Origin of the sequence: Pseudoalteromonas apostichopi, assembly GCF_030297135.1 — a bacterium.
GTDB classification, from domain to species: Bacteria; Pseudomonadota; Gammaproteobacteria; order Enterobacterales; family Alteromonadaceae; genus Pseudoalteromonas; species Pseudoalteromonas apostichopi.
Genome location: NZ_AP028066.1, coordinates 497018 through 520497 on the forward strand (window position 1 = coordinate 497018; position 23480 = coordinate 520497).

Sequence of the window (23480 nt, forward strand, 5' to 3'; positions counted from 1 at the left end):
GTTTAAAGGACATTATTATGACCACTCTCTCACTTAACGGTTTAAGCGTTGATCAACAACTAGCACAGTTTGTTGAGCAGCAACTTTTACCAGGAACAGGCATTAGCACAGACACCTTTTGGCAAGGTTTTGCTGAAATCGTCAATGAATTAACGCCAATCAATCGTGCGCTTTTAGAAAAACGCGAACAACTGCAAGCTAAGATTGATGACTATCACAAGCAGCAACCGGTATGGGATGCAGCTAACTATCAAGCATTCCTTGAGAACATTGGCTACCTAGTTCCCGAGCCAGCTAGCTTCAGCATAGAAACAGAACAGGTCGAGCCTGAAATCGCTAGCACTGCGGGGCCACAGCTTGTTGTGCCTGTGAGCAACGCACGCTTTGCCTTAAACGCAGCGAATGCCCGCTGGGGCTCTTTGTATGATGCGCTGTATGGCACTGATGTATTAAGTGAAGATGACGGCGCTGAGAAAGGCTCTACATACAACCCTGTACGTGGCTTTAAAGTAATGGCTTATGCCCGCCAGTTCCTTGATAAAGCATTACCTTTAGCAAATGGCTCGCATATCGAAAGTACTAGCTATTCAGTGGTTAACAATGAACTTTTAATAACATTACGTGACAGCAGCCAGGTTCGCCTAGCAAACCCTGATCAACTTATCGGTTACCAAGGTGAAGCGCAAAACCCAACCGCTATCTTACTGAAAAATAATGGCTTACATATTGAACTGCAAATCGACCATCATCACCCAATAGGTCAAGCTGATAAAGCAGGCCTTAAAGATGTGCTACTTGAAGCAGCCTTAACAACAATTATGGATTGTGAAGATTCAGTTGCCGCTGTCGATGCCGAAGACAAAGTAAACGTATATCAAAACTGGCTTGGTTTAATGCAAGGTAACCTAGTAGAAGCATTTAACAAAGGCGGTAAAACCATTGAGCGTCGTTTAGCACAAGACCGCCAATATCAAGGTGTGAATGGTGAAACACTTACGCTAAAAGGCCGTAGCATGATGTTTGTGCGTAACGTTGGCCACTTAATGACAAACCCTGCTATCCAAGATAGTGAAGGCAATGACGTGTTTGAAGGCATTATGGATGCCATTATCACCAGCACAGCAGCTCTTCATGACTTAAAAGGTACAAACAGCCTAAAAAATTCAACGGCCAATAGCATTAATATTGTTAAACCAAAAATGCACGGTCCAGAAGAAGTGGCATTCACTAATACATTATTTACCCGCGTTGAGCAGCTATTAGGCTTGCCTGAAAACACAATTAAAATGGGTATTATGGATGAAGAACGCCGCACTTCAGCTAACTTAAAAGCCTGTATTTTCGAAGCGAAAAAACGTGTTGTGTTCATTAATACTGGCTTCTTAGACCGTACCGGTGACGAAATTCATACTTCGATGCAAGCTGGTGTTGTACTGCCAAAAGGCGCTATCAAACTTGAGCCTTGGATCAGCGCATATGAAGATCGCAATGTTGATATTGGGCTTGCTACAGGACTAAGTGGTAAAGCACAGATTGGTAAAGGTATGTGGCCAATGCCAGATAAGATGGCATTAATGATGGAACAAAAAAGTGGTCACCCGAAAAGTGGTGCAAATACCGCATGGGTGCCCTCTCCGACAGCTGCAACCCTACATGCAATGCATTATCACGATATAGATGTGTTTGCCTGTCAAAAATCGCTTATGGACCGCAAAGAAGCAAGCCTTACCAGCTTACTCACTCCACCGCTTATGAAAGATGCAAGCAGCTTAAGCAAAGAAGATATTCAAGCCGAACTTGATAACAATGCACAGGGTATTCTAGGTTATGTTGTACGTTGGATTGACCAAGGTATTGGCTGCTCTAAAGTACCAGACATCAATCATGTTGGTTTAATGGAAGACCGTGCCACACTGCGGATTTCAAGCCAACACATGGCTAATTGGTTGTATCATGGCGTTTGCTCTGAAGAGCAAATTAGAAAAACTATGGCGCGTATGGCAAAAGTTGTTGATGGTCAAAATGAAGGTGATCCAGCCTACAAGAATATGGCAGATTCTGCCGAAACGTTAGCGCAAAGTGTGGCTTATCAAGCAGCGCTAGCCCTTGTACTAGAGGGAGTTAAACAACCTAGTGGCTATACTGAACCATTATTACATGCGTTCCGTATAAAGTATAAGTCGTTAAATTAGCCACTACACAACTCCCCTTCGAGTTTCATGTGTCGTTCCTAGCAGCCTAAGGGCTGCTTTTTTTTGACTAATATCAATTGATACCAATCCGCAATAATACTTAATTATTTTGAGGGATTAAACCTGTCGCTACCTGCGTTAAAAATTTCTGATTTAGAACAACTAAATAACGAAATTTTTGCCTTGTTATCAACGAGGTTTTATTGCCTCAAAATAGACCATTAAATTAAGCGTATTGGTATAAACTCATAACGACAGTGAATACTCATCATTCACGGCATAATAAAAATCTATTAAAAAAGGGGGATTTGTTACCAAATCCCCCTTTTTTACATGCTAATTTCTTAAAAATTAGTTTTTGACAATCGCATTGTGATAAACGTTTTGAACGTCATCACAGTCATCAAGCATAGAAATAAACTTTTCAAAGTTTGCGATATCATCTGGATCAGTGATGTCAGTATGAACTTGTGGAACAAACGTAATCTCGTCTACTTCAAAGTTAATACCTTCAAATGCTTCTTCCAGTGCTGTTTTTGCTTTGTAGTACTCTGTATGAGGAGCGAATACTGATACTTTGCCGTCTTCTACTTCTACATCTGTTACGTCTACATCCGCCATCATCAGCGCTTCTAGCACGACTTCGTCGTCATCACCTTCAAAGCCTAAAACAGCTAAGTGATCGAACATATGGGCTACACAACCAGGTGTGCCAATTTTTGAATCTGTTTTTGTGAACGGTAAACGTACATCTTTGATAGTACGGTTAGGGTTATCAGTTAAACAGTCAACAATAACCATACAATTACCAGGACCGTAACCTTCATAACGTGCTGGTGAATAGTCTTCCCCTGCCCCACCGGCTGCTTTTTTGATCGCGTTATCGATTACATGTGCTGGAACTTGGTCTTTCTTGGCACGCTCAATAATACGCTTTAGCGCTTGGTTAACTTCTGGATCTGGTTCGCCATTTTTAGCAACTACGTAGATTTCTTTTCCGTATTTAGAATTTACTTTTGTTTTTGCATTGGCTGTTTTAGCCATGGCGTTTTTGCGGACTTCAAATGCTCTGCCCATCTTATGCCTCTATGAATACATTTGATAATTGCCGATATTTTAGCAACTCATGACCGCTTGGGCTAGTACTAGGACATTTTGAAAAATAAAAAACTAACAATTAATCTCGGGAAAAATAAAAAACAAGGCTATTTAACATAACACCTTATTTTCTTGAAATGAGTCAACCAAAATAGGTAGTTCTGAAAAGTGATGCATTACATAATCAGCTTGATTTGCGTATTCGGGAATTTCGTCTGGTGCATATAAACAAGCTCGCATATTAGCATTATGGGCTGCTTGTATATCAAATAAATAATCACCAACATAGAGTAACTCTGACTGGTCAAGTTCCCATAATGTAGCAATGGCATTTAAAGCACTTGGGTCAGGCTTAGCTGGCGCATCAGAACGAGTTAACACTGTTTCTATAGGTAAGGGGTTATTCTTTAATTTAATGGCAGCAGCCCGATCGTAATTACGGGTAACAATAGCCATTGGGATATTATTTTCTTTTAGCCTAGTAATAGCTTCAGCAACACCAGGCAATAAATGAGCGTGCTGAGCATCAATAAGTTCATGTTGATGGACAATATTCATTGCTTCTTCACGCATGTAAGGCGAAGGTAATGATGCAATATAAGCGAGTAAGTCATTCTCGATAGGACAACCTACCTGTGCTTTAATTAACGAAAAATCTAACTCCGATGAAACCAAAGTACCATCTAAATCAAAAATTACGCCACGGATTTTATTGTCATGGATAGTCATATAAATCCCTGTATATGAGAATTGGGAAAATTTTGAAGCCCACTAATAAGATAGTTTACGAAAGAAGTTAATTAAAGGATCAAAGGATTAAAAAAGTAACTTTTTTAATCCTTTAGGATTGCTATTACTCTGGATTTACCGATTCAAACCTTGCTTCAAGCCAGGTATCATCTTGGCTAAAGGTCAGTGTTTTTACCTTACCTTTACCTTCAATATTAACCATATTCACTTGTGCCGGCCAAAGATCGCGAAGTGCACCGTTGCTCATGCGTATGCCATGAATCCCTTCTGGTATCGTGACTTCTTGATAAACCCAAAAGAATTTACCATCAACTTGCGCACCTACATCTTTTAGCTCAAGTGGCTTGCCATCTAAAGTTTGCAGAGCAATATGTGACTCAACGTAGTCAGCAAAACGCTTCTGATCTTCTTTATTAGATAGGATATCAGCATTGCCATCAAATAAATGTTCAACGGCGTGCTCTGTATCGTGTAAATAAAAACGATGCATCAGCTCTATGTTGTTAGTGCGTTTATTAAATAGCACAGTTGTCACAGACGCTTTTAACTGGTGCGCCATGCTTGGCGCACTCAGTATTAAAGCAAAAATAATGGCCGCGAAGCGCATTATTGTTGCTCCTGGGCATCTTTTTCGTCGTCCTTTTTCAGCTCAGTTTTAATATCTTGCATGATATCGCGGCTAACTTTCGCTTTACTCTTTTCACGTTTGTACACTTCAATGCGTGATGGAATAATACGACGCGGGTAGTTATTGTTTTCTACATCAACGTCCGCTGTTTCCCAGCGCGGATCGACTGTAACAGACACTAGGTTTTTACCTTTATCGGTTACAATTAGCTTTTGTACATGCTTGTGGTTACGACGCCAGATTTCAGCCGGAATGTACTTTTCTTCTTTCGTACCATCTTCATAAGTAAGCTCTAATAAGATAGGCATTACTAAGCCACCTAAGTTTGAGAACTCAAGTACGTAGTAGTTTTTATCTTCTTTGATTGCACGCTCAAACGTTTTACGTTCCCAAGGCTCTAAACCTTTAAGGAATTTGTTATAAGCGTTACGCTCTTTGTTAGTTACTGTGAAGCGGTCGTTTTCGTCGTAGAAGTCAGTCACATCAGGATTTTCTTCAACCCATAGTTTTTTACCTTCTTCTTTATTACGTTTTACGAATAACGGCATTGGCTTGTCTGCTTCGATATCACGTAAACGATTAAAGTCGATATCAGGGTTTTTCGTATCTAAACGCAGTTGGTAAACTTTGTCTAGCGAGATATCAACGTGATCTGTGGTGTAGAACCAACCACGCCAGAACCAATCTAGGTCAACACCTGACGCTTCTTCCATTGTACGGAAGAAATCAGCAGGAGTAGGGCGCTTGTACTTCCAACGCTGTGCATATTCTTTAAATGCAAAGTCAAATAGCTCTCGACCAAGGATCACTTCACGTAAAATGTTAAGTGCGGCAGCAGGCTTAGTGTAGGCATTAGGACCTAAACGTAATACGCTGTCAGACTGGGTCATAACTGGTACTTGGTTTTCAGACTTCATGTATGCAACAACATCGCGAGGCTCAACACCCCAAGGAATTGTGTGGTCCCACTCACGACCAGCAACACCATCTAAGAAACTGTTAAGACCTTCATCCATCCACGTCCACTGACGTTCGTCTGAGTTAACTACCATTGGGAAGTAGATGTGACCTACTTCGTGGATAACAACGCCGATTAAGAAACGTTTTTCTGCTTGTGAGTAAGTACGAGTACCGTCGTCTTGTAAATCAGTTCGCGGACCATTGAAGGTGATCATAGGATATTCCATACCACCTACAGGGCCATTGACTGACTGAGCCACTGGATAAGGGTAGTCAAACGAGAAGCGCGAATACACTTCCATTGTATGAACTACAGCTTCAGTAGAGTACTTCTTCCAAAGGTCGCCACCTTCTTTCGGGTAGAAAGACATCGCCATAACTAATGGCTGATCTTTACCACCTTGATGATAGCCTTTGGCATCCCACATAAATTTACGCGAAGACGCCCACGCAAAGTCACGTACGTTCTCAGCTTTAAAATGCCATGTTTTAGTTTTATCGGTGCCTTCTTTCTCGTTTTCTAACGCTTCTTCTTCAGTCACGATGAAAACAGGGCGCTTAGCATCTTCAGCTTGCTCAAGGCGCTTACGCTGCGTGCTAGTTAGAACACGGCTTGGGTTATCAAGTTTACCAGTTGCAGATACAATGTGATCAGCAGGAACGGTTAACTCAACGTCATAGTTACCAAATTCAAGAGTAAACTCACCACTACCTAAGAAGGCTTTATTCGTCCATGCTTCATAATCAGTGTAAGCAGCAAGACGAGGGAACCATTGCGCTAATAAAAAGATATCATTGCCATCTTCTTCAAAATGTTCATAACCCGAACGTGCACCAACGGCATCTTCTTCAACAATGTTAAAGGCGAAGTCCATGCTGAACTCAACGTCTTTACCCGGTTTAAGCGGTTCGTTTAAGTCGATACGCATTAATGTATCTACTACAGTAACTTTAAGCTCTTTTCCGTCTTCGTCTTTAACATTGGCGATTTGATAACCCAGCTCGTTGTCGGCCATAAATTGCTGACGACGTAGCTGTCCTAAACTCAATTTAGTTGATTTTGGCTGAGGGTCACCTTGCAATGTTTTACCATTAAAAGTTGATGTCATTTCAGCAATTGAGTCAGATTTAAAGATATTTTGGTCTAGTTGTAACCAAAGATACTTTAAAGTGTGCGGCGAGTTATTTTTATACTCGATAGTTTGGCTTGCTGTTAAGCGGCGTTTCTTTTCATCAAGCTTTGCATCAATTTCGTAGTTTACTTGCTGTTGCCAGTAATGCTCAGCAGGTTCACCTGCTGCACTACGGTAAACGTTTGGAGTTGGAAGTGCTTCATCTAGCTGACGGAACTTGTCAACGAATGAGCCTTTAGTTTGCTCAACAGATGACGCCATGACAGCTGAAGATACTGCTAAAGGCAATACCAAAGCACTCAACTTGAGAACTGCTTTTTTCATTGTTAATCCTGTAATTAATTTGCAAGCATACCATCGCAAACTGCTAACAAAGTTGCAATAAAATAACGACAAAGCGCGGTATTTTTCGGGTAGTATTCGATGTTTTACTGAGGTCCTATTTTTCACAAAAAAAATAGCTTCGATTAACTTCCTGTAAACCCCCTTTACAAAACACTGGTTAATTTTAGTTCAGCACTAATTCATCCCAAAGTATTACAGTTAATAAGTAAATACTCTGCTTAAATTCTAGTTAATGATGAAAGGGTGATTAGATGAAGTTTTATATTGTAAAAAAAGACTCTCGTTTAGCAGCCATTCCTGCTCAAGAATCGATTCTAAACGAGTACAAAGAACGCGGATTTGAATTTGTTGAAGTCATTGCTGCATGCGATGAGTCAGATGCATTGTCTCGAACCACTCCAAGTGTAACTGGGTCTAAAAAATGGTTAATTTACCCTACTGCACTAGTAATTTTATCCTTAATTGCCATTATTTTTGCAATAAATTAAATTTTGCGACATTTGCTATTGAAATTCACTGCCATTTGTATTTAAAATCGCCCACTTTTTTGATTTTGGGGTCTGTTGTGCGTTTGTTCAAACCCCAAATGTTTTGGTAATCAGCATAGAATTCGGTGAGCTTATGGATTTCTATATCCTAAAAAAACAACAAGAACTAATTGCAATTCCAGCGGACGAACAAAATTGTAAACAGTACCTAGATTCAGGGTATTTTTATATCGACAAAGTAGCGGCATGTAATGAAACAAATGCCCTTAAAATATTGCAAGCTAAGCAAACAAAAGCACTTAAAGTACCTTTGATAATGGCATTATTAGCTCTGCCTATGGTGATTTTTGCTTGGTATAGCTTAAGTTAACAAACCAGGCTGGGCATCTTGCCTCAGCTTAGGTATATTGGCGCTCTTACTAAATAATAAGAGCGTTTAATGAAAGTCCTTCATACATCTGATTGGCATTTAGGCCAACAATTCTACGAGCACTCCCGATTCGATGAACATCAAGCATTTTTTGCTTGGTTAACCGATACGCTTGTGTCAGAACAGATCGACTTACTACTGGTTGCGGGTGACATTTATCATACGGCAACGCCACCTGCCAGCGCAGAAAACCAACTCTACCAATTTATTAAAACCACTAAGCAGCATTGCCCAGACTTACACATAGTGATTATTGCTGGTAACCATGATTCAGCAAATCGAATTATGGCGGCAAAGCCCTTATTAGCTCAGTTTGATACCCATGTTGTTGGCCGCTTTGATAGCAACGCTCCTCATGAAGTAGTACTGCCAATCAGCACAAAAAACGGCGATGCGAATGTTGTTGCCATGCCATTTTTACGTAGCAGTGATTTAAGCAGCTATAACCGCCAACAAGAGCAACCATTAAGTTATAACCAAGCAGTTGCCCTTGCCTACAAAGATGCATTACAAGCAACAAGCGAATTACCAAACGCGCCATTAATTGCCATGGGTCATTTACATGCAAAAGGCGGAGACATCTCATCTGACTCTGAACGTAACTTAGTCATTGGTGGTGAAGATGCGATATCGGCAAGCATATTTACTGAACAACCTGATTATGTCGCGCTAGGGCACCTTCATAAAGCTCAAACCGTCGCGAAGAAAGAGACTATTCGCTACAGTGGCACGCCATTGCCAATGTCATTTTCTGAAAGGCGTTATCAACATCAAGTTGTAATTGTTGAGCTTAGTGACTCAGGAACTTCTGTAAACCCCCTTTACATTCCTAGCTTTTGTAAAGTCATGTTGCTCCCAGAAAAAGACTGTGTGCCACTGAACGAATTATGTGAGCTTATAAAACAGCTCGATTTAACGGATGAAGATTTAGCGCCGTATCTTAGGGTTAAATTGAGCGCCCATGACACTGACACCACTTTTAGAGAACAAATAGAACAAGCCCTTGAAGGTAAGCAGGTTAAGTTTTGTGGCATTGAAAGGGTGCGACAGCAAAGCAGCCAGCAAGACGATGAACAAACCTTATTTGAAGATGTCTCGCAAATTGAAGCGCTGAACCCACATTCACTTTTAGAGCAAGCATTTGCAAATAATAAAGATATGGCAGGGCAGGCTGTGCCAAAAGAACTAGAAAGCTTATTAAGCCAAGTGATCGATGAATTGAATGCGGAGGATCTACTATGAAAATTTTAGCGATTCGTGTTCATCAACTCGCCTCTATCTTAGACGCCGAAGTCGACTTTAGCACTTCGCCTTTAAAAGAGGCGGGGTTGTTTGCCATCACAGGTGATACAGGCGCGGGGAAAAGTACTTTGCTTGATGCTATTTGCTTAGCGCTTTATAACAAAACAGCAAGATTACGCGGCGATACAGGCAATAAAATTGACTTTAACGGCGACAATATCAAACTCAATGACTCGCGAAATTTATTACGCCGTGGGGCAGGGCAGGGCTTTGCCGAAGTCGACTTTATAGGCCAAGATAAACAGCAGTATCGAGCAAGATTAAGCTTTAGCCGAGCGCGTAATAAAGCTGATGGCAAGTTACAGCCCGCACAACATAGCTTGCACTCATTACCTGATGAAATCCTGATCGCTGACAGAAGCGCGGCAGGTAAAGAGATCGAGCGTATTATTGGTTTGAGCTTTGAGCAGTTCTCTCGAGCAGTGCTGCTTGCGCAACATGAATTTGCAGCGTTTTTAAAAGCAACCGGTGATGAGCGTGCGCAATTACTTGAATGTTTAACAGGCACAGATAAATTCAGCCGTATTGGTCAGCGTATTTTTGAGCGCCACCGTGAGCAGCAGCAATCGTTAGAGCAGTTAAAGTTAAGTTTAAGTAATTATCAGGTTTTAAGCCCTGAAGAGGTCGAAACTAAACAAGCTGAGCAAACGGCGCTTGAGGCAAAACTTGCTGAGTCACAAAAACAAATAAAGCAATTCGAACAGTACCAAACCTGGTATAAGCAAGCATCTCAGCAGCAACAACAGCTAAACCAAGCTGAGCAAGCAAAACAAGAGTTACAACAGCAATTAGAAGCCCTTGCTGAAAAAGCCACTGAAGCGAAACAAGCTCAGCAATGCCTTGAAATAAAAGATAACCGCGAACGCGCCGCTACAATTACAGCCCAACAAGGTCAGCTAACCCAAAATCGTGAGCAGCTATTAAACGTTGACCATAAAGCACTGATCAAAGATGCTGAGCAAACGCTTGAAAAGCAAACCGTGCAACTAAACCAAGCAAAGCAAGCACAAAAAGACGCGCAACCTCTTATTAGCCAGGCCCGAGAGTTAGATAAGCAACTTGCCGTATTAAACCAGCAAGCAGCGACGCAAAAAGTACAAGTGGATAAAGCAAAGCACCATCATAAAGAGCTGACTAATACACTAAATAGTCATAAAGCAGAGCAGCAAAAACAGCTTGAGCAACAAGCACACATTAATAGCTACTTAGAAACACACGCACAGTGGCAGCCTTTAGCAAAAGACTGGTCATTCTTTAAAAGTGAGCTAAGCCGCTTTAGTCAGCAACAGCACACAATTAGCCAATCACAGCAAAACGTAAAAGCTCTTCAACCTAAAATTGATGAGCAGCAAGCAGCCGCGCAGCAGTGCAAAACCCAGTTTCAAACCCTTGAGCAAGAAATTAAGCGCTTAAATGAACAAGATGCCGCCTTTAAATCGAGTTTAAATACCCAATCAATGGCGGATATTGATGCGGGGCTTGAGGCGATTAAGCACCTGATTGAAAAGCGCCAAGTGTGGCAAACTAATCAGCAGCAGTTAAAAAACTGGCAAACCCAGCTAAACACATTAAGCCAAACTGAGCAGCAACTACAAACGGCATTAAAAGATGCACAGCAAAGGGCAGAGCAAGCACAGCAACAGGTTTCGCTTTGTGAGAAAAATTTACAGCAAGTGCAGCTAAGAGCCAGTGAGGGAGTCAGCCAGTTACGTGCCACTTTAAAAGCAGGGGAGCCTTGCGCGGTATGTGGCTCAAAAGAACACCCCTTTATGCATGAAGAAATGGTTAGCGAGCAATTTAGCCAGCTTATTAACGACTTTACCAGGGAGCTAACTAACGCCAAACAGCATTTAAAAGCTCAGCAAGCATTACAGCAAACTAAAAGTAATGAGCTGGCGGCATGTAGCCAACAGATAAGCTCGTTAAGCGGGCAAATCTCAGAACTGAGCGCTCAACAACAGAGCCTCAAAGAAACCATGGCAGCTAGCCGTACTGAGCTAAATGATTTAACCGAAGATCAGTTAAGTGAGCGTCAGCAACAGCTCAGCCTGCAAAAACAGCAATACTACAAAACCCTCGAGCAGCAACAGCAGCTGCAAAACACACTTACGGCTAAGCAAACTGAATATAATCAGCAAGGGCAAGCGCTACATAGCAAAGAGCAGCAATTAAACGAACTGCAACAACAGCTAAATAATCTGCAAACACGTTTAAATGAGCTCAATGATGAGCATCAGCAGCTCTATACGACACTAAATCAACAGTTCACCAGTGCACCTTGGTGGCACGCATTAAATGAACAAAGTATTTCTTTAGAGAACATCGCTGAACATGTTAAGGCCTATCAAGCTTCGCTACAAACTGCAGATGAGCTTAAAGCTAGCTTAAAAACGATTGAGCAGCACCTTGCTCATTTAACGCCGCAGCTTAACGAAGCAAATGCCTCTTTAACTCATTGCAACGAGCAACTAAGCCAAACTCAAAACGAACTAACGCAGATACAATCAAAGCGCGAGGGCTTATTGAGTAACGCTGCAATTTCGGTAGATGAGTTTATTGCAGAGCTAGAAAAGGCGATAGATTCAGCGCAGCAAGCACTACAACTTGCCCAGACAACCCATAGTCATGCGGTAAAGGCGCGTGACGAACAAGCCATTCAAATCGCCAATATTGACGAGCGTGAGAAAGAACTAAACGCTGAACAAGCAGCGCTTAATGAGCGCTTTTGCGTTTGGTTTAACGATTTTAAAGCGCAGCATCCAAACTTGGATGAGCAAGCAATTAGTCAGCTATTAACGATAAGCCCTACTGAAATCAAGCAAACTCTGGCTGAATATCACTCCGCCGAAAGCGGCTTAAAAGACGCTGAAGCTCTTTTAAAACAACGACAACAGGCTCTGGCTCAACATCAAAAAGATAAGCCAGCTCTGGGAGAAGGTGAGCTGCAAATACAACTTAATCAGGCCACAGAGCAACAAGTGCAAACGAATAACGCATTATTGCAAGTTGCGACGGAGCTTAAAACCCATCAACAAAATAGCCAAGCGCTGGCTGATAAACAAAAGCTATTAGTGGAACAACAAAGAAGCTATGAGCACTGGTATCTACTCAATAAGGTGCTAGGAGATGCAAGCGGTAAAACCATGCGTAATTTAGCGCAAACACAAACCTTAAAAATACTTCTGCACTACGCGAATAGTCACTTACAGACACTAAACAAACGCTACAAATTAACAGCCATAGGACAAACACTCGATATCGCAATTATCGATAAAGACATGGCCGATGAGCAGCGCTCTGTAAATACGTTATCTGGCGGCGAGTCATTTTTAGTGTCGTTAGCACTGGCATTAGGTCTTGCATCGTTGTCGTCAAATAAAGTGCAAATAAACTCTTTGTTTATCGACGAAGGGTTTGGTACTTTGGATAGTGAAACGTTAAGCATCGCGATGGATGCTCTTGATTCTCTGCAAGCACAAGGTCGCAAAGTGGGCGTTATTTCTCACGTATCGGAAATGACCGAACGCGTTGCCACGCAAGTGCATGTGGCGAAAAAACCAGGTGGTTATTCGACCATCTCAGTTATTTAAAGGATTAGCATGCCAACTTTTAATCACGAAGAAGCAAGTCACTACGACGAACGTATTTTGCGCCTAGTTCCAGGTTATGAGCTATTACATCAAGCAACCGCCGCCCAACTGTCAACAACGCTGAGCGATGATGCGTGCATTTTAGTTGTTGGAGCCGGAACAGGTAAGGAAATCATCGAATTAGCAGCATTAAACCCTAGCTGGCAGTTTATTGCTCAAGATATTTCACAAGACATGCTCGATATTGCCGAGCAGCAGTTTGGTCAGCATAACATCAGCGACCGCGTGACTGTACACTGCGGTGATATCAACGACATCGACAGCCAATGTGACGCAGCATTGTGTTTATTGGTAATGCATTTTGTTGAAGATAACGGCGACAAAAAAGCGCTATTAAAAGCGATTCACAGCAAACTTAAAAAATCGAGCAACTTATACATTGCCGATTTAATGCGCCCAGAATCTGCTTTTGAACGTGAATCACAGCTACAGCTTTGTACGCAGTTAGGTTTAACCGAAGCCGGCGTAGAGCACACGCGCCACAATCTAGAGCACGAGTTTTATCCATTAGACCGAATTCGTTTTTCAGAGTTAATGAATGAAACCCGATTCAGCACCCCAAAACAGTATTTTAAAGTGCTGGGTTTTACAGGGTATGTGGTTGGGAGTTAGCTACTTTACGGAGCTGACGGCTGATAGCTGACAGCTCTTTTAAATTCCGAGCCTAATACCCCGCGGCCTGTCCGTCTTTACGGGTTTCAGATGCGCCGTAATAAACGCCGGTTTTAGGGTCTTTCAATATAGCTTGATAACCACCGTATGGGCCAACGGCGTCTTGTAAGGTGTGGCCTTTTTTCATTAACTCGCGGCGGGTTTCCATCGAAAAACCTGACTCTAAACTAACAAAACCACCGTCTTCCATAATCTCACCGGTTGGTTGCGATGAACCAGTGTGCAGAATACGCGGTGCATCACCGGCTTCTTGGAGGTTCATGCCAAAATCAATCATGTTGATCAGTATTTGAGCATGCATTTGTGGCTGTGTGGCACCGCCCATTACGCCATAACTCATATATGGCTTGCCATCTTTGGTGACAAACGCAGGAATGATTGTATGAAATGGTCGTTTGCCTGGCTCATATTGGTTCATGTGGCCTTTTTTAAGGGCGAACATTTCGCCACGGTTTTGCAATACAAAGCCTAATTTTGCCGGTGTCATACCTGAGCCCATGCCACGGTAATTACTTTGAATAAGTGAAACCATGTTGCCGTCTTTATCGGCGGTCGTCATATAGATGGTATCGCCTTCTACTGGGCCTGCATGGTCGCGTTTTGCGGCTTTGTTAGGGTCTATCAGTTTACGTCTTTGGTCAGCATATTGCTGCGAAATAAGTGTTTGTACGGGAATGGTGTTAAACGCTGGATCGGCGTAGTACTTTGCACGATCAGCAAACGCGAGCTTTTTCGCTTCAACAAAGGTGTGTACGTATTCTGGGCTATCAAAACCCATTGCTTTGATATCGTAACCTTCAAGAATATTCAAAATTTGCTGTGCAGCAATACCTTGACCATTTGGTGGCAATTCCCAAAGCGTATACCCCCTATAATCGGCGCTCACAGGCTTAACCCATTCACTATGGTGCGCAGCTAAATCTTCATAGGATAAGTAGCCGCCGTTTTCTTTCATGTAGCGACCAATTTCTTTAGCTATATCGCCTTTGTAAAAGGCATCGCGGCCGCCTTTGGCAATTTTGCGATAGGTATTTGCAAGGGCAGGGTTCTTAAATATATCGCCTTTTTCAGGCATTGCTCCATCAGGCATGTAAACATCTTTAAAACCCGGGTATTTACCACGCGCAGCTACACTTTTTTGCATGTAATAGGCAATCAGTTCCGACACAGGGAAGCCATTTTCGGCATAGTCGATAGCAGGTTGTAATAGCGTTTTCATTGGCGTTTTGCCGAACTTTTTGTGCAATTCAAACCAACCATCAACAGCACCAGGTACCGACACTGGCAAGGGCCCATAAGCAGGAATATAGTCCCCCTGTGCTTTTAAAGTATCAAAAGACAAGCCTTGTGGTGAACGACCAGAGGCATTTAAACCGTAAAGTTGCTTAGTTTTGTTATCCCAAACAATGGCAAACAAGTCGCCACCAATTCCACATCCTGTTGGCTCAACAAGGCCAAGCACTGCGTTTGCTGCAATCGCCGCATCAATGGCATTTCCACCATCTTTTAATACTTGTAAGCCCACTTGCGTAGCTAACGGCTGTGATGTTGCAACCATACCTGATTGTGCGATGACTTCAGAACGACTTGCAAAGTTATGTCCTGTGATGCGATCGTAAGCTTGAGTAGCGCCTGTTGTACCTAAGCATATAGCGAGCACTAAGCTTTTAATGAGTGGAGTTGGTTTCATAGTTTTTGCCCTTTTTATTGTATTAATCACTATAAAAAGCAATTAAAAATGAGGCAATGGCTTTGCGTTCGAGTGCGAAAAATCGCGATTGACTTCAAAAATAAGAGAAGTTGCGGATATTTTACCTAAAAACAATCCAAATTAGTAAATAGCAGAGCCATTTAAGCACGGCTGCGCAACTGTCGATACTTCGCCGTGAGAATGCATCTCCTCTGCTACAAACTCATCAACAATTCGGTCTATTTGATCTTCTTGCTTCATGGTATCAAGCGCTTTTTGCAGTACAGTGATCACCTCTAGCGACGTATTTTTGTTAAGCGCTAAGTAATTACCCACTAAAGCAGGGTGCTTAAGCTCAAATACCGGTGTTACTTGTTCTGGATTCATACCCACATTCATCAATTGTGATGAAAGAGTAAGAGACGAGCCAATCAGCAAGTCATGCTTACCTTGCTTAAACATTTTTAGCTCTTCAAACTTTTTTGAATAAGTTAAAAATTGCTGGCCTTCAGTTAGGTTAAAATCAGCTAGAACGGTTTGATATACATCACCACGAGATACGCCAATGGTGTAGTTTTGCAACGACTGAGTACTCGTTACTTTAATGTCGTTGCGGTTATTTAAACGGTATAAACAAGAATGCCCAGATACCAAAGGGCCAACCCAATAAAACTGAGTTTCTCGCTTTGCGGTACGCGAAGTAGAGTAAATTCCTGCATTCGGTTGGGCGAGCGTTTGCGACATTGCGCGCTTCCAAGGCAATACACTAAACGTACAGCTCAACTTGGCTCTTTCGCACAAAGATTCCATGATTTTGGTGTTAATACCTGTGATTTGATTGTGCTGCACAAAGTTATAGGGTGGAAACACTTCGGTGTATAAAGTCAATTGTTCAGCACTTGCCACTGCTGTGCTTACTGTGAATAAACTCACTATTGTTAAATGCTTAAACATCGCTCTTAACTCCAGTTTTTGCTGGTTATTCTGGTTTAACAATTCGACTTAACTGCTTTTGCAGCGTATTTAAACAAAATGGTTTGATAATAAAGCCGTTTACTCTTGCTGTAATCATCTCGTTGACCGTTTGCTTACTATCTTCGCACGTCACCATAAGTACGGGTAAATCTCTAAGTACAGAGGATTCACGAATATGATTAAGCAAGCATTTACCATCCATTTTCGGCATGTGTAAATCAGTTATTATCAGGTCAAAGCTTTGCTTTTCTAGTAAATCTAACGCTTGCGCGCCATCAGTCGCCTCTGTTATATCCTTATAGTTTAACCTACGCAACATGTTTATAAGCACATGGCGCATCAAGGGCATGTCATCGACGACCAGTATTTTCATCTGAAGTACTATTAATTTTTGCGGTATTCTAAGCTTAGTTTGCTAACTCAATAACGCAATAAACTAGAAACTAAGAGAAAATATCTGCGACTAACTGACTAAGACGTGCGATTTTAATATTGCTTAACTGACGGTAATCAAAATAAGGGCAGACAATCACTTTATCTGATTTACTAATAGCAAACTCATCATCAAGCCAAGTTAGCTGACTACTGAGAAGCCCATCATTGATAAGCTTTTTGGCATAGGTTCGCCCAGCAATAATATGTAATTGCTTTGGTTTGTCTAATAACGGCGGGCTAAACAGTAATGCCGTTTGACTATGTGCTTGTAGCAGTTGTTCATCGCGAAAAGTCTGCCAGTCAGGTGCGCATTTAGCAAAATCATAATATTCACTTGGTAGTGCAAACAGCACTTTGCCATACACGTTAAAAACTTTACGCCAACCATTTCCGCATGCTTGGTTTATTTCGTTAATTTGGCCGGTTTGCATTATATGTAAATGGTCAAGCTGTTGCCAAGCAGGCATTGGCGGGCGTTTTTCTATATAAACAGCGACTTTAAACGCCTCATCACCAAAACCGATTAGCGCTCTGCTATTAGCGACACTCATGACTTTTTAGCTAGAATTCGGTCTAGGTTATTAGCAAAGTTCTGGCGATCAGCTTGGCTTAACGGCGGTGGGCCGCCGGCCATTTCAACGCCACTAGAGCGCATTGTATCCATAAAGTCACGAACGTTTAAACGTGAGCGAATATTTTCAGTTGTATATAACTCACCGCGAGGGTTGAGCGCTTGGGCACCTTTTTCGATAACTTCTGCAGCCAAAGGGATATCACCGGTGATCACCAAATCACTCGGCTCAATGCGCTTAACGATTTCGTTGTCAGCAATATCAAAACCCGAAGATACCTGCAAACGGCTAATATACTTTGAAGGGGGCACTCGCATCGCATGGTTCGCCACTAATGTGGTGAAGGTTTGTGTGCGCTCTGCGGCACGAAATAATATTTCTTTAATAACGACGGGGCAGGCGTCTGCATCAACCCAAATCTTCATACTGTTCTCACTTTAATTTTTGACTTTAATAGTTTACCGTAATTGAACTAAATTAGTGCCATTAACGTATTAATTTGTTTGATTTTTAAAAGGGAGTAAAAGCGTGCAAACATCATTAAAGCTAATCGGAATTTTATGTATCACAGCTATTTTATCTGCGTGTACAGGAGTGCCAGACGATATCAAACCCGTCGATAACTTTGAGTTATACAAATACACAGGAACTTGGTACGAAATTGCACGTTTAGATCATTCATTTGAACGCGGCCTAGAGGGTATTACTGCCGAATACTCGATTAACCCAGATGGCAGTGTGAAAGTTATCAATAAGGGATACAGCGCTGAAGATCAAGAATGGCAGCAAGCTGAAGGTAAAGCGAAATTTGTCAAGCAACAAGACATAGGCCACTTAGAAGTATCATTCTTTGGGCCATTTTATAGCTCTTATGTAGTGTTCGAATTAGATAAGCAAGATTATCAATACGCTTATATCACTGGCTATAACAAAGAGTATTTATGGTTTTTGTCACGCACCCCTAACGTTACAGAACAGCAAATGCAGGACTTTATAAACACAGCAAAAAAATATGGTTTTAAAACAGACGAGCTTATTTATGTTGACCATAAGAGCTTGTAAAGGGGCTTTACAACTGTCTTTAAACTATCACGAATGTGCAACACAACTGTAATGGAGGATGAGCATAATACTCACCATTAAATTGTAGCAACATGTGATCCCCAATTTAATCCCCTGCTTGGGTAGGCATTGCCTACCCATTTTTTTATATCAATTCCTGAATTAGGTATTGTTTCGAATTGGTATCAGATCAGTTTTTTACTAACTAAACTAGAAAATCATCACTGAAAAGCCACTTAACAGCAAGACAGACATAGTTAATAAACTGACATGCTTAACCCAAGAAACAGTAAAACTGAATAAAATCATTAATATAAGTACACTTAATGCCATATAGCCGCAAAACAGCAATGCGCCATATCCAGCATCTGACAGCACACAAAGTACTAAACTTAGTAAAATAGTGATCCAGCCACTTAATAAAAAGCTATTTCTTTGTTTTTCAGTCAATTTCTTTTTAAACACATCACGAAAATGATTAAATTTTGCAAGTGCAAAACAATTAAATCCTAAAAAGCAGAGACTAAATTGTAGTAATTCCATCATCCTTGTTGCTCCTTTAAAATCCTGTTTTTATTTGATCTACCTTTATTTGTAGTGGTTTTATGGCTTGGTATTTTTTTGCTTTGTAGTAAAAACAGCCCCCCTGCACAAATAAACGCACTATCAATACCAAATAAAGCCCACTGTTTAGTTAGTAAATACGTGATCCAATTACCATCTGTTGTCAGCGCATTTACAATAGGCACTAATAAGCAAGCAGCAGCGTTTAACCATGCACTATAGCGCCAATGATGTTTTTCTCGGCCGATCACAGCAACAACTAGCGTCGCAAGCCAAGCTAAGAAAAACACGAGTATTTCTTTATCGGCACGACCAGCTAACTCTAAAGGTAATAGTCGATTAGCAATGAAGAACGCTGCGGTTGCAAGGGGTAAGCCCATCAATGTGGCTAAATTTAGTGTCTCAACGAGCTTAAGTCCAAAGCTTGGTTTTTGCTCTGCTTTGAGTCTCTCGCGTAAGCGCTTTGCCCACATGATGCAGCCTGTAGCTATCATGGCACAGCCTGCTACGCCACAGAAAAAATACAACCAACGCAGTAATGGCTCGGCTAAACGGCCGCTATGTAATGCTGTCATTGAGTCATAAAACTGCGCCGAAGCGCTCCAATCTTCACCTGAGCTCGCTTCGAGCTCACCTGTTACACCATTAAATAAATAGCGTGGTCCGTTATCTACAAGCTCTTTGCCGGTTGCCAAATAAACCACTATTTGTGAGGTCGCTGTATTCGCATTTCTCACAAACACGTGGCTAATGTCGGCATTCGGTGACTTAGTATAAATCTGATCTAATACCTCTTTGATTGCCACCATAGAGCGCTGCTCTTCACTGGGCTTAGCACGCTTGTTAATGGGCAATGCCTCATCAAACATTTGTCTTAAGCCATTTTCATATACGGTTTCAGCGGGGTAGGGGAACAGCATAAATATCAGAGTAATAATACCCGTATAGGTGATCATAATATGAAACGGCAACGCTATTACCGACGAAACATTATGTGCATCTAGCCAACTTCGGCTGCCTTTGTTAGCTCTAAAGCTAAACATATCTTTAAAAATGCGCTTATGGATCACAATGCCAGTGATCAATGCTACAAGCATAAATAATGAGGCTAAACAAACAATTATCCTTGCAGTAAAAACGTCTATGTAATGCAAATCAAAGTGTAAGCGATAGAAAAAATTCCCCCCTTTAGTATCTCGAGGCGCTGGCAATTGCTCTAAATTATTAGGGTTCAAATAGGTATAATTGAAAGGCGCACGACGCTGCCCTGGCTGTTTAGGCTCAGCAAATCCATAGCTTAAAACTGGATTTCGAGATTCAGGTAAGTTTATTCGCCACGATAATGAGTTAGGTGCCTGCAACTGTAATTGCGCAAACACATATTTAATTTGATCGGCTTGAGACTGAATACGCTTAGGCTGATGCTGCACATGATGCGTTTCGGGCTTAGCCCAAATAGTAATTTCATCCTTAAAAAAGCTGATAGTACCAGCAAAAAATATCAAGAATAATAACCAACATACCAGTAAACCGACCCAGGTGTGCAGCCAAGTCATTGAGCGGAAAAAACTCTCTTTCATAACCACCCCTTAATCAATGAAAGGGCCAGTAATTGCCCACCAGTAGTTAGTAAAATTGTGATCCATACAGTCTTTAAAGACTTAACTGCAAACACCCAAATAAATACACAACAGTAAAAAAATACCGATAGAGTCGTAGTTAAAAGAACACTGTCGAGTTTATTAAGTGGTAATAACACAGCTAATAACGAAATAAGTACACTGGTAAAAGCGTAACCACCAATGATGGCTGCAACAAAACGCAAAAATACAGCGACACGATAAGATAGGCTCACAGAACCCTTTTTAGCTGTAATTTTAGGGTGATTGTTTGTCACTGCATCTAATGATTGAGAGTGCATGATAATCCCTTAAAAAATAACACGAGAAGAAAACCACATATTATATCGCCGCCAAACAGAAAAGATAGTAATTATCATTTGCGTAAGCGTATTTAATAATGAAACAAGTTCATCCTGTATTTTTGTTAGTAAAATAATGATCTGCTAGCTTTGTTCTGAGCATTGTCATATGGTGTTATGAAACTAAAAAGAGGTTGTAATGAAAACAATAGGCTTAATTGGTGGTATGAGCTGGGAGTCAACGCAAAGTTACTATCAACTTTTAAATCAAGGCATTAAAAATGAACTTGGGGGGCTACATAGCGCCAGAATAGTACTTGTCAGTCTCGATTTTGCCGAAATAGCAGAACTACAACAGCAACAGGATTGGCCACAGATGGCCGAAATACTGATAAAAGCAGCCAAACAGGTTGAAGCTGCTGGCGCCGATTATTTATTGATTTGTACTAACACGATGCACAAATTAGCAGAGCAAGTACAAGCATGTGTTTCTATTCCTTTGTTACATATTGCTGATGCAGTTGGTGAAAAGCTAATACAATGTAACCATAAAAAAGTGGCTTTGCTGGGTACTCAATTCACTATGGAGCAAGGCTTTTATAAACAACGCTTAGCAGATAAATTCTCTGTAGACGTTTTAATTCCTGATGCTCAGGAGCGTGAAATAGTGCATCGTGTGATTTATGATGAACTATGCAAAGGCATAATCAATCCAGAATCCAAAGCCGAGTACCTAACAATTATTGATAATCTAACTAAGCAGGGTGCAGAGTCCATTATTCTTGGTTGCACTGAAATAGCATTGCTAGTTCAGCAATCCGATGCCTCAATTCCATTACTTGATAGTACAGCACTGCATTGCGCCATGGCGCTCAAGAACAGTTTAAAATAGGAACAAATTATGTCGAACCACCATAGCTTAAATTATGTTGAGTTTGCAGCAAAAGATTTAGCTGCAACAAAAGCGTTTTTTCATCAAGTTTTTAAATGGCAATTTACCGATTACGGGCCTGAATACAGCGCATTTAGCGTTGAATCAGCGGGCCTTGACGGTGGTTTTTACCAAGCACCTCTAAGTAGCTCAACCTCTAATGGCGGTGCGCTAGTAGTGCTTTATTCAAATAATATTAAAGAGACTCAAGCACAGGTAGAAAAACACGGCGGCACAATTATTAAGCCTTTGTTTGATTTTCCTGGAGGCTGTCGTTTTCACTTCACAGAACCAAGTGGTAACGAGTTAGCTGTTTGGTCAAAACAAGCATAGATCATATTTTTACTAACTCATGACTACTCAATCATTATTAGAACAAGTTAGTAAATGCGTGATCTGCGAGACTCATTTACCACTTGGCGCTCGGCCCGTTATTCAATTTAATTCACGGGCTCGTATTTTAATTGCTGGTCAAGCGCCAGGGATAAAAGTACATGAAAGTGGCAAACCATTTGATGATGCTAGCGGTGAAAGGCTTCGCTCTTGGCTTGGCGTAAGCAATGAAGAGTTTTACGATAATAGTAATTTTGCTATTCTGCCAATGGGCTTTTGTTACCCAGGAAAAGGTAAGTCGGGCGATTTACCACCGAGAAAAGAGTGCGCGATTACATGGCGTGAAAAACTTTTAGCACAGTTAACTAATATTGAACTCACCATTATCTTAGGTAAGTACGCGCAGGCATATCATTTACCCCACACTAAGCAGTTACCCTTAACTGAGTTAGTAAAATCGTGGCGTGAATATTGGCCAAGTTACCTGCCATTACCTCACCCAAGCCCTCGTAATAATATCTGGCTGAAGAAAAACCCATGGTTTGAGCAACAAGTATTGCCTGAGCTTAGTAGTAAAATACGTGCAATTTTAGCAAGGTAAAAAATGGAAAATAACTTTTTTGCTGAAAACGGCTATTGCCATGTAAAGGGGCTTTACACAGCGAATGAACTTGGCAAGATAAGGCCCATTCTCGATAAGTTTCATTATAACTGGCTGCTAGAAAACCAACGTTTTTACCAATCCAGAGGGATTAATAGCTCAGGGTTGACTGGCGCTGCATGTTTAAGTACTGAAGAAAAGTTTACCCTTTTTGAATTTATCTGTGCCGATACTCTATTGAATCAGGTTAAAGGCGTTGTTGCTGAACCTCAGTTTATGAATACTCAATTATTTTTTAATCCTTACAATCCCAAACAAGCAAACTATTGGCATCGCGATATGCAATATCACTTAGAGCTTGATGCACAAAAGGCCGCACTTTATGGCCCTGAAGTTTTACATTGCCGAGTAGCTTTTGAAGATGAGCCGGGAATTGAGCTAATACCGGGCAGTCACAAAAACTGGGATTCAGACGAAGAACTAGCTGTAAGATTGGGGCAGCAAGGAGCTAAAAATAATGATTCGCTGAGACGCGGAAAACAAGTTGCATTGAAGAAGGGTGACTTACTCATATTTTCGGCAAATATGATCCATCGGGGCTTGTACGGCATGAATCGATTTGCCCTAGATATTTTGTACTTTGAACGTCACCCGAGCCTGAATGAATTTGTACAAACTGGATTTTTACCAACTGCAGAACAAATGCAGCATCTAAAAAACGCAATGGTATTCGAGTAAGTAGAAAAAA

23 protein-coding genes are annotated in these 23480 nt (G+C 41.3%); 11 read left to right on the forward strand and 12 right to left on the reverse strand.

Going from position 1 to position 23480, the window contains the following annotated elements:
• Window positions 1–17: 17 nt before the first annotated feature.
• Window positions 18–2192, forward strand: a complete 2175-nt coding sequence (locus QUE86_RS18215) for a malate synthase G (RefSeq protein ID WP_434784484.1) — start codon at window positions 18–20, stop codon at window positions 2190–2192.
• A 351-nt stretch (window positions 2193–2543) separates the two neighbouring features.
• Here the strand turns inward: QUE86_RS18215 and QUE86_RS18220 are convergent, their stop codons facing one another.
• The 4 genes from QUE86_RS18220 to QUE86_RS18235 form a co-directional block, all read right to left on the reverse strand.
• Window positions 2544–3269 carry a YebC/PmpR family DNA-binding transcriptional regulator gene (locus tag QUE86_RS18220; RefSeq protein ID WP_054553380.1) on the reverse strand — a complete coding sequence of 242 codons (726 nt, stop codon included), beginning with the start codon at window positions 3267–3269 and terminating at the stop codon, window positions 2544–2546.
• A 132-nt stretch (window positions 3270–3401) separates the two neighbouring features.
• Window positions 3402–4019, reverse strand: coding sequence for an HAD family hydrolase (locus tag QUE86_RS18225; protein WP_130053006.1), 618 nt, complete (start codon window positions 4017–4019; stop codon window positions 3402–3404).
• 124 nt (window positions 4020–4143) lie between these two features.
• Window positions 4144–4647, reverse strand: a complete 504-nt coding sequence (locus tag QUE86_RS18230; protein WP_130053007.1) for a DUF6702 family protein — start codon at window positions 4645–4647, stop codon at window positions 4144–4146.
• Complete coding sequence (locus QUE86_RS18235) at window positions 4647–7085, reverse strand: M1 family metallopeptidase (protein WP_130053008.1); 2439 nt, start codon at window positions 7083–7085, stop codon at window positions 4647–4649. Before QUE86_RS18235 ends, QUE86_RS18230 begins: the two co-directional genes overlap by 1 nt.
• A 272-nt stretch (window positions 7086–7357) precedes the next feature.
• On the opposite strand from QUE86_RS18235, the gene QUE86_RS18240 reads away from it, so the two are divergent.
• From QUE86_RS18240 to QUE86_RS18260, 5 genes are all read left to right on the forward strand, one after another.
• Complete coding sequence (locus QUE86_RS18240; protein ID WP_167657327.1) at window positions 7358–7594, forward strand: hypothetical protein; 237 nt, start codon at window positions 7358–7360, stop codon at window positions 7592–7594.
• A 133-nt stretch (window positions 7595–7727) separates the two neighbouring features.
• On the forward strand, window positions 7728–7964 hold the full coding sequence (locus QUE86_RS18245) for a hypothetical protein (RefSeq protein ID WP_130052326.1): 237 nt from the start codon (window positions 7728–7730) through the stop codon (window positions 7962–7964).
• A 69-nt stretch (window positions 7965–8033) separates the two neighbouring features.
• Window positions 8034–9266: an exonuclease SbcCD subunit D gene (locus tag QUE86_RS18250; protein ID WP_167657326.1), complete on the forward strand. Its 1233-nt coding sequence runs from the start codon at window positions 8034–8036 to the stop codon at window positions 9264–9266.
• Window positions 9263–12916: an SbcC/MukB-like Walker B domain-containing protein gene (locus tag QUE86_RS18255; protein ID WP_286260496.1), complete on the forward strand. Its 3654-nt coding sequence runs from the start codon at window positions 9263–9265 to the stop codon at window positions 12914–12916. Before QUE86_RS18250 ends, QUE86_RS18255 begins: the two co-directional genes overlap by 4 nt.
• A gap of 9 nt (window positions 12917–12925) precedes the next feature.
• Window positions 12926–13588: a class I SAM-dependent methyltransferase gene (locus QUE86_RS18260; RefSeq protein ID WP_286260497.1), complete on the forward strand. Its 663-nt coding sequence runs from the start codon at window positions 12926–12928 to the stop codon at window positions 13586–13588.
• 52 nt (window positions 13589–13640) lie between these two features.
• Here QUE86_RS18260 and ggt read toward each other — a convergent pair whose 3' ends face one another.
• The 5 genes from ggt to QUE86_RS18285 form a co-directional block, all read right to left on the reverse strand.
• Window positions 13641–15338: a gamma-glutamyltransferase gene (gene ggt, locus QUE86_RS18265; protein ID WP_250662088.1), complete on the reverse strand. Its 1698-nt coding sequence runs from the start codon at window positions 15336–15338 to the stop codon at window positions 13641–13643.
• Between the two features lie 141 nt (window positions 15339–15479).
• Window positions 15480–16292 (reverse strand): substrate-binding periplasmic protein, encoded by an 813-nt coding sequence (locus QUE86_RS18270; protein WP_286260498.1) that lies wholly within the window; start codon window positions 16290–16292, stop codon window positions 15480–15482.
• Between the two features lie 25 nt (window positions 16293–16317).
• Window positions 16318–16686 (reverse strand): response regulator, encoded by a 369-nt coding sequence (locus QUE86_RS18275; protein ID WP_130052332.1) that lies wholly within the window; start codon window positions 16684–16686, stop codon window positions 16318–16320.
• Between the two features lie 70 nt (window positions 16687–16756).
• Entirely contained in the window at window positions 16757–17299 is a 543-nt protein-coding gene (locus QUE86_RS18280) for a DUF6942 family protein (RefSeq protein WP_286260499.1), read from the reverse strand.
• A complete protein-coding gene (locus QUE86_RS18285; RefSeq protein WP_130052334.1) occupies window positions 17296–17745 on the reverse strand; it encodes a YaiI/YqxD family protein in 450 nt (149 codons plus the stop codon). Before QUE86_RS18285 ends, QUE86_RS18280 begins: the two co-directional genes overlap by 4 nt.
• 103 nt (window positions 17746–17848) lie before the next feature.
• On the opposite strand from QUE86_RS18285, the gene QUE86_RS18290 reads away from it, so the two are divergent.
• The gene (locus QUE86_RS18290; RefSeq protein ID WP_286260500.1) at window positions 17849–18382 is read left to right on the forward strand and encodes a lipocalin family protein; all 534 of its coding nucleotides are present in this window, start codon (window positions 17849–17851) and stop codon (window positions 18380–18382) included.
• 210 nt (window positions 18383–18592) lie between these two features.
• Here the strand turns inward: QUE86_RS18290 and QUE86_RS18295 are convergent, their stop codons facing one another.
• The 3 genes from QUE86_RS18295 to QUE86_RS18305 are packed head-to-tail and all read right to left on the reverse strand — an operon-like array spanning window position 18593 to window position 20867.
• Window positions 18593–18928 carry a DUF3325 domain-containing protein gene (locus tag QUE86_RS18295; protein ID WP_130052335.1) on the reverse strand — a complete coding sequence of 112 codons (336 nt, stop codon included), beginning with the start codon at window positions 18926–18928 and terminating at the stop codon, window positions 18593–18595.
• Window positions 18925–20526: a PepSY-associated TM helix domain-containing protein gene (locus QUE86_RS18300; RefSeq protein ID WP_286260501.1), complete on the reverse strand. Its 1602-nt coding sequence runs from the start codon at window positions 20524–20526 to the stop codon at window positions 18925–18927. Before QUE86_RS18300 ends, QUE86_RS18295 begins: the two co-directional genes overlap by 4 nt.
• Entirely contained in the window at window positions 20523–20867 is a 345-nt protein-coding gene (locus tag QUE86_RS18305) for a hypothetical protein (RefSeq protein WP_175580338.1), read from the reverse strand. Before QUE86_RS18305 ends, QUE86_RS18300 begins: the two co-directional genes overlap by 4 nt.
• A gap of 199 nt (window positions 20868–21066) precedes the next feature.
• Between QUE86_RS18305 and QUE86_RS18310 the strand changes: the two genes are divergently transcribed.
• The 4 genes from QUE86_RS18310 to QUE86_RS18325 are packed head-to-tail and all read left to right on the forward strand — an operon-like array spanning window position 21067 to window position 23470.
• Window positions 21067–21759 carry an aspartate/glutamate racemase family protein gene (locus QUE86_RS18310; protein ID WP_130052337.1) on the forward strand — a complete coding sequence of 231 codons (693 nt, stop codon included), beginning with the start codon at window positions 21067–21069 and terminating at the stop codon, window positions 21757–21759.
• A 9-nt stretch (window positions 21760–21768) separates the two neighbouring features.
• The gene (locus QUE86_RS18315; protein ID WP_130052338.1) at window positions 21769–22131 is read left to right on the forward strand and encodes a VOC family protein; all 363 of its coding nucleotides are present in this window, start codon (window positions 21769–21771) and stop codon (window positions 22129–22131) included.
• Between the two features lie 19 nt (window positions 22132–22150).
• Window positions 22151–22732: a uracil-DNA glycosylase family protein gene (locus tag QUE86_RS18320; protein WP_130052339.1), complete on the forward strand. Its 582-nt coding sequence runs from the start codon at window positions 22151–22153 to the stop codon at window positions 22730–22732.
• 3 nt (window positions 22733–22735) lie between these two features.
• Window positions 22736–23470, forward strand: coding sequence for a phytanoyl-CoA dioxygenase family protein (locus QUE86_RS18325; RefSeq protein WP_130052340.1), 735 nt, complete (start codon window positions 22736–22738; stop codon window positions 23468–23470).
• The last annotated feature ends 10 nt before the right edge of the window (window positions 23471–23480 follow it).

Coding starts and splice junctions, on each gene's coding strand:
- QUE86_RS18215 (WP_434784484.1), top strand. CDS start 18: ATGACCACTCTCTCACTTAACGGTTTAAGCGTTGATCAACAACTAGCA.
- QUE86_RS18230 (WP_130053007.1), bottom strand. CDS start 4,647: ATGCGCTTCGCGGCCATTATTTTTGCTTTAATACTGAGTGCGCCAAGC.
- QUE86_RS18285 (WP_130052334.1), bottom strand. CDS start 17,745: ATGAAGATTTGGGTTGATGCAGACGCCTGCCCCGTCGTTATTAAAGAA.
- QUE86_RS18250 (WP_167657326.1), top strand. CDS start 8,034: ATGAAAGTCCTTCATACATCTGATTGGCATTTAGGCCAACAATTCTAC.
- QUE86_RS18220 (WP_054553380.1), bottom strand. CDS start 3,269: ATGGGCAGAGCATTTGAAGTCCGCAAAAACGCCATGGCTAAAACAGCC.
- QUE86_RS18295 (WP_130052335.1), bottom strand. CDS start 18,928: ATGATGGAATTACTACAATTTAGTCTCTGCTTTTTAGGATTTAATTGT.
- QUE86_RS18225 (WP_130053006.1), bottom strand. CDS start 4,019: ATGACTATCCATGACAATAAAATCCGTGGCGTAATTTTTGATTTAGAT.
- QUE86_RS18310 (WP_130052337.1), top strand. CDS start 21,067: ATGAAAACAATAGGCTTAATTGGTGGTATGAGCTGGGAGTCAACGCAA.
- QUE86_RS18300 (WP_286260501.1), bottom strand. CDS start 20,526: ATGAAAGAGAGTTTTTTCCGCTCAATGACTTGGCTGCACACCTGGGTC.
- ggt (WP_250662088.1), bottom strand. CDS start 15,338: ATGAAACCAACTCCACTCATTAAAAGCTTAGTGCTCGCTATATGCTTA.
- QUE86_RS18245 (WP_130052326.1), top strand. CDS start 7,728: ATGGATTTCTATATCCTAAAAAAACAACAAGAACTAATTGCAATTCCA.
- QUE86_RS18320 (WP_130052339.1), top strand. CDS start 22,151: ATGACTACTCAATCATTATTAGAACAAGTTAGTAAATGCGTGATCTGC.
- QUE86_RS18280 (WP_286260499.1), bottom strand. CDS start 17,299: ATGAGTGTCGCTAATAGCAGAGCGCTAATCGGTTTTGGTGATGAGGCG.
- QUE86_RS18260 (WP_286260497.1), top strand. CDS start 12,926: ATGCCAACTTTTAATCACGAAGAAGCAAGTCACTACGACGAACGTATT.
- QUE86_RS18255 (WP_286260496.1), top strand. CDS start 9,263: ATGAAAATTTTAGCGATTCGTGTTCATCAACTCGCCTCTATCTTAGAC.
- QUE86_RS18315 (WP_130052338.1), top strand. CDS start 21,769: ATGTCGAACCACCATAGCTTAAATTATGTTGAGTTTGCAGCAAAAGAT.
- QUE86_RS18325 (WP_130052340.1), top strand. CDS start 22,736: ATGGAAAATAACTTTTTTGCTGAAAACGGCTATTGCCATGTAAAGGGG.
- QUE86_RS18275 (WP_130052332.1), bottom strand. CDS start 16,686: ATGAAAATACTGGTCGTCGATGACATGCCCTTGATGCGCCATGTGCTT.
- QUE86_RS18270 (WP_286260498.1), bottom strand. CDS start 16,292: ATGTTTAAGCATTTAACAATAGTGAGTTTATTCACAGTAAGCACAGCA.
- QUE86_RS18240 (WP_167657327.1), top strand. CDS start 7,358: ATGAAGTTTTATATTGTAAAAAAAGACTCTCGTTTAGCAGCCATTCCT.
- QUE86_RS18305 (WP_175580338.1), bottom strand. CDS start 20,867: ATGCACTCTCAATCATTAGATGCAGTGACAAACAATCACCCTAAAATT.
- QUE86_RS18235 (WP_130053008.1), bottom strand. CDS start 7,085: ATGAAAAAAGCAGTTCTCAAGTTGAGTGCTTTGGTATTGCCTTTAGCA.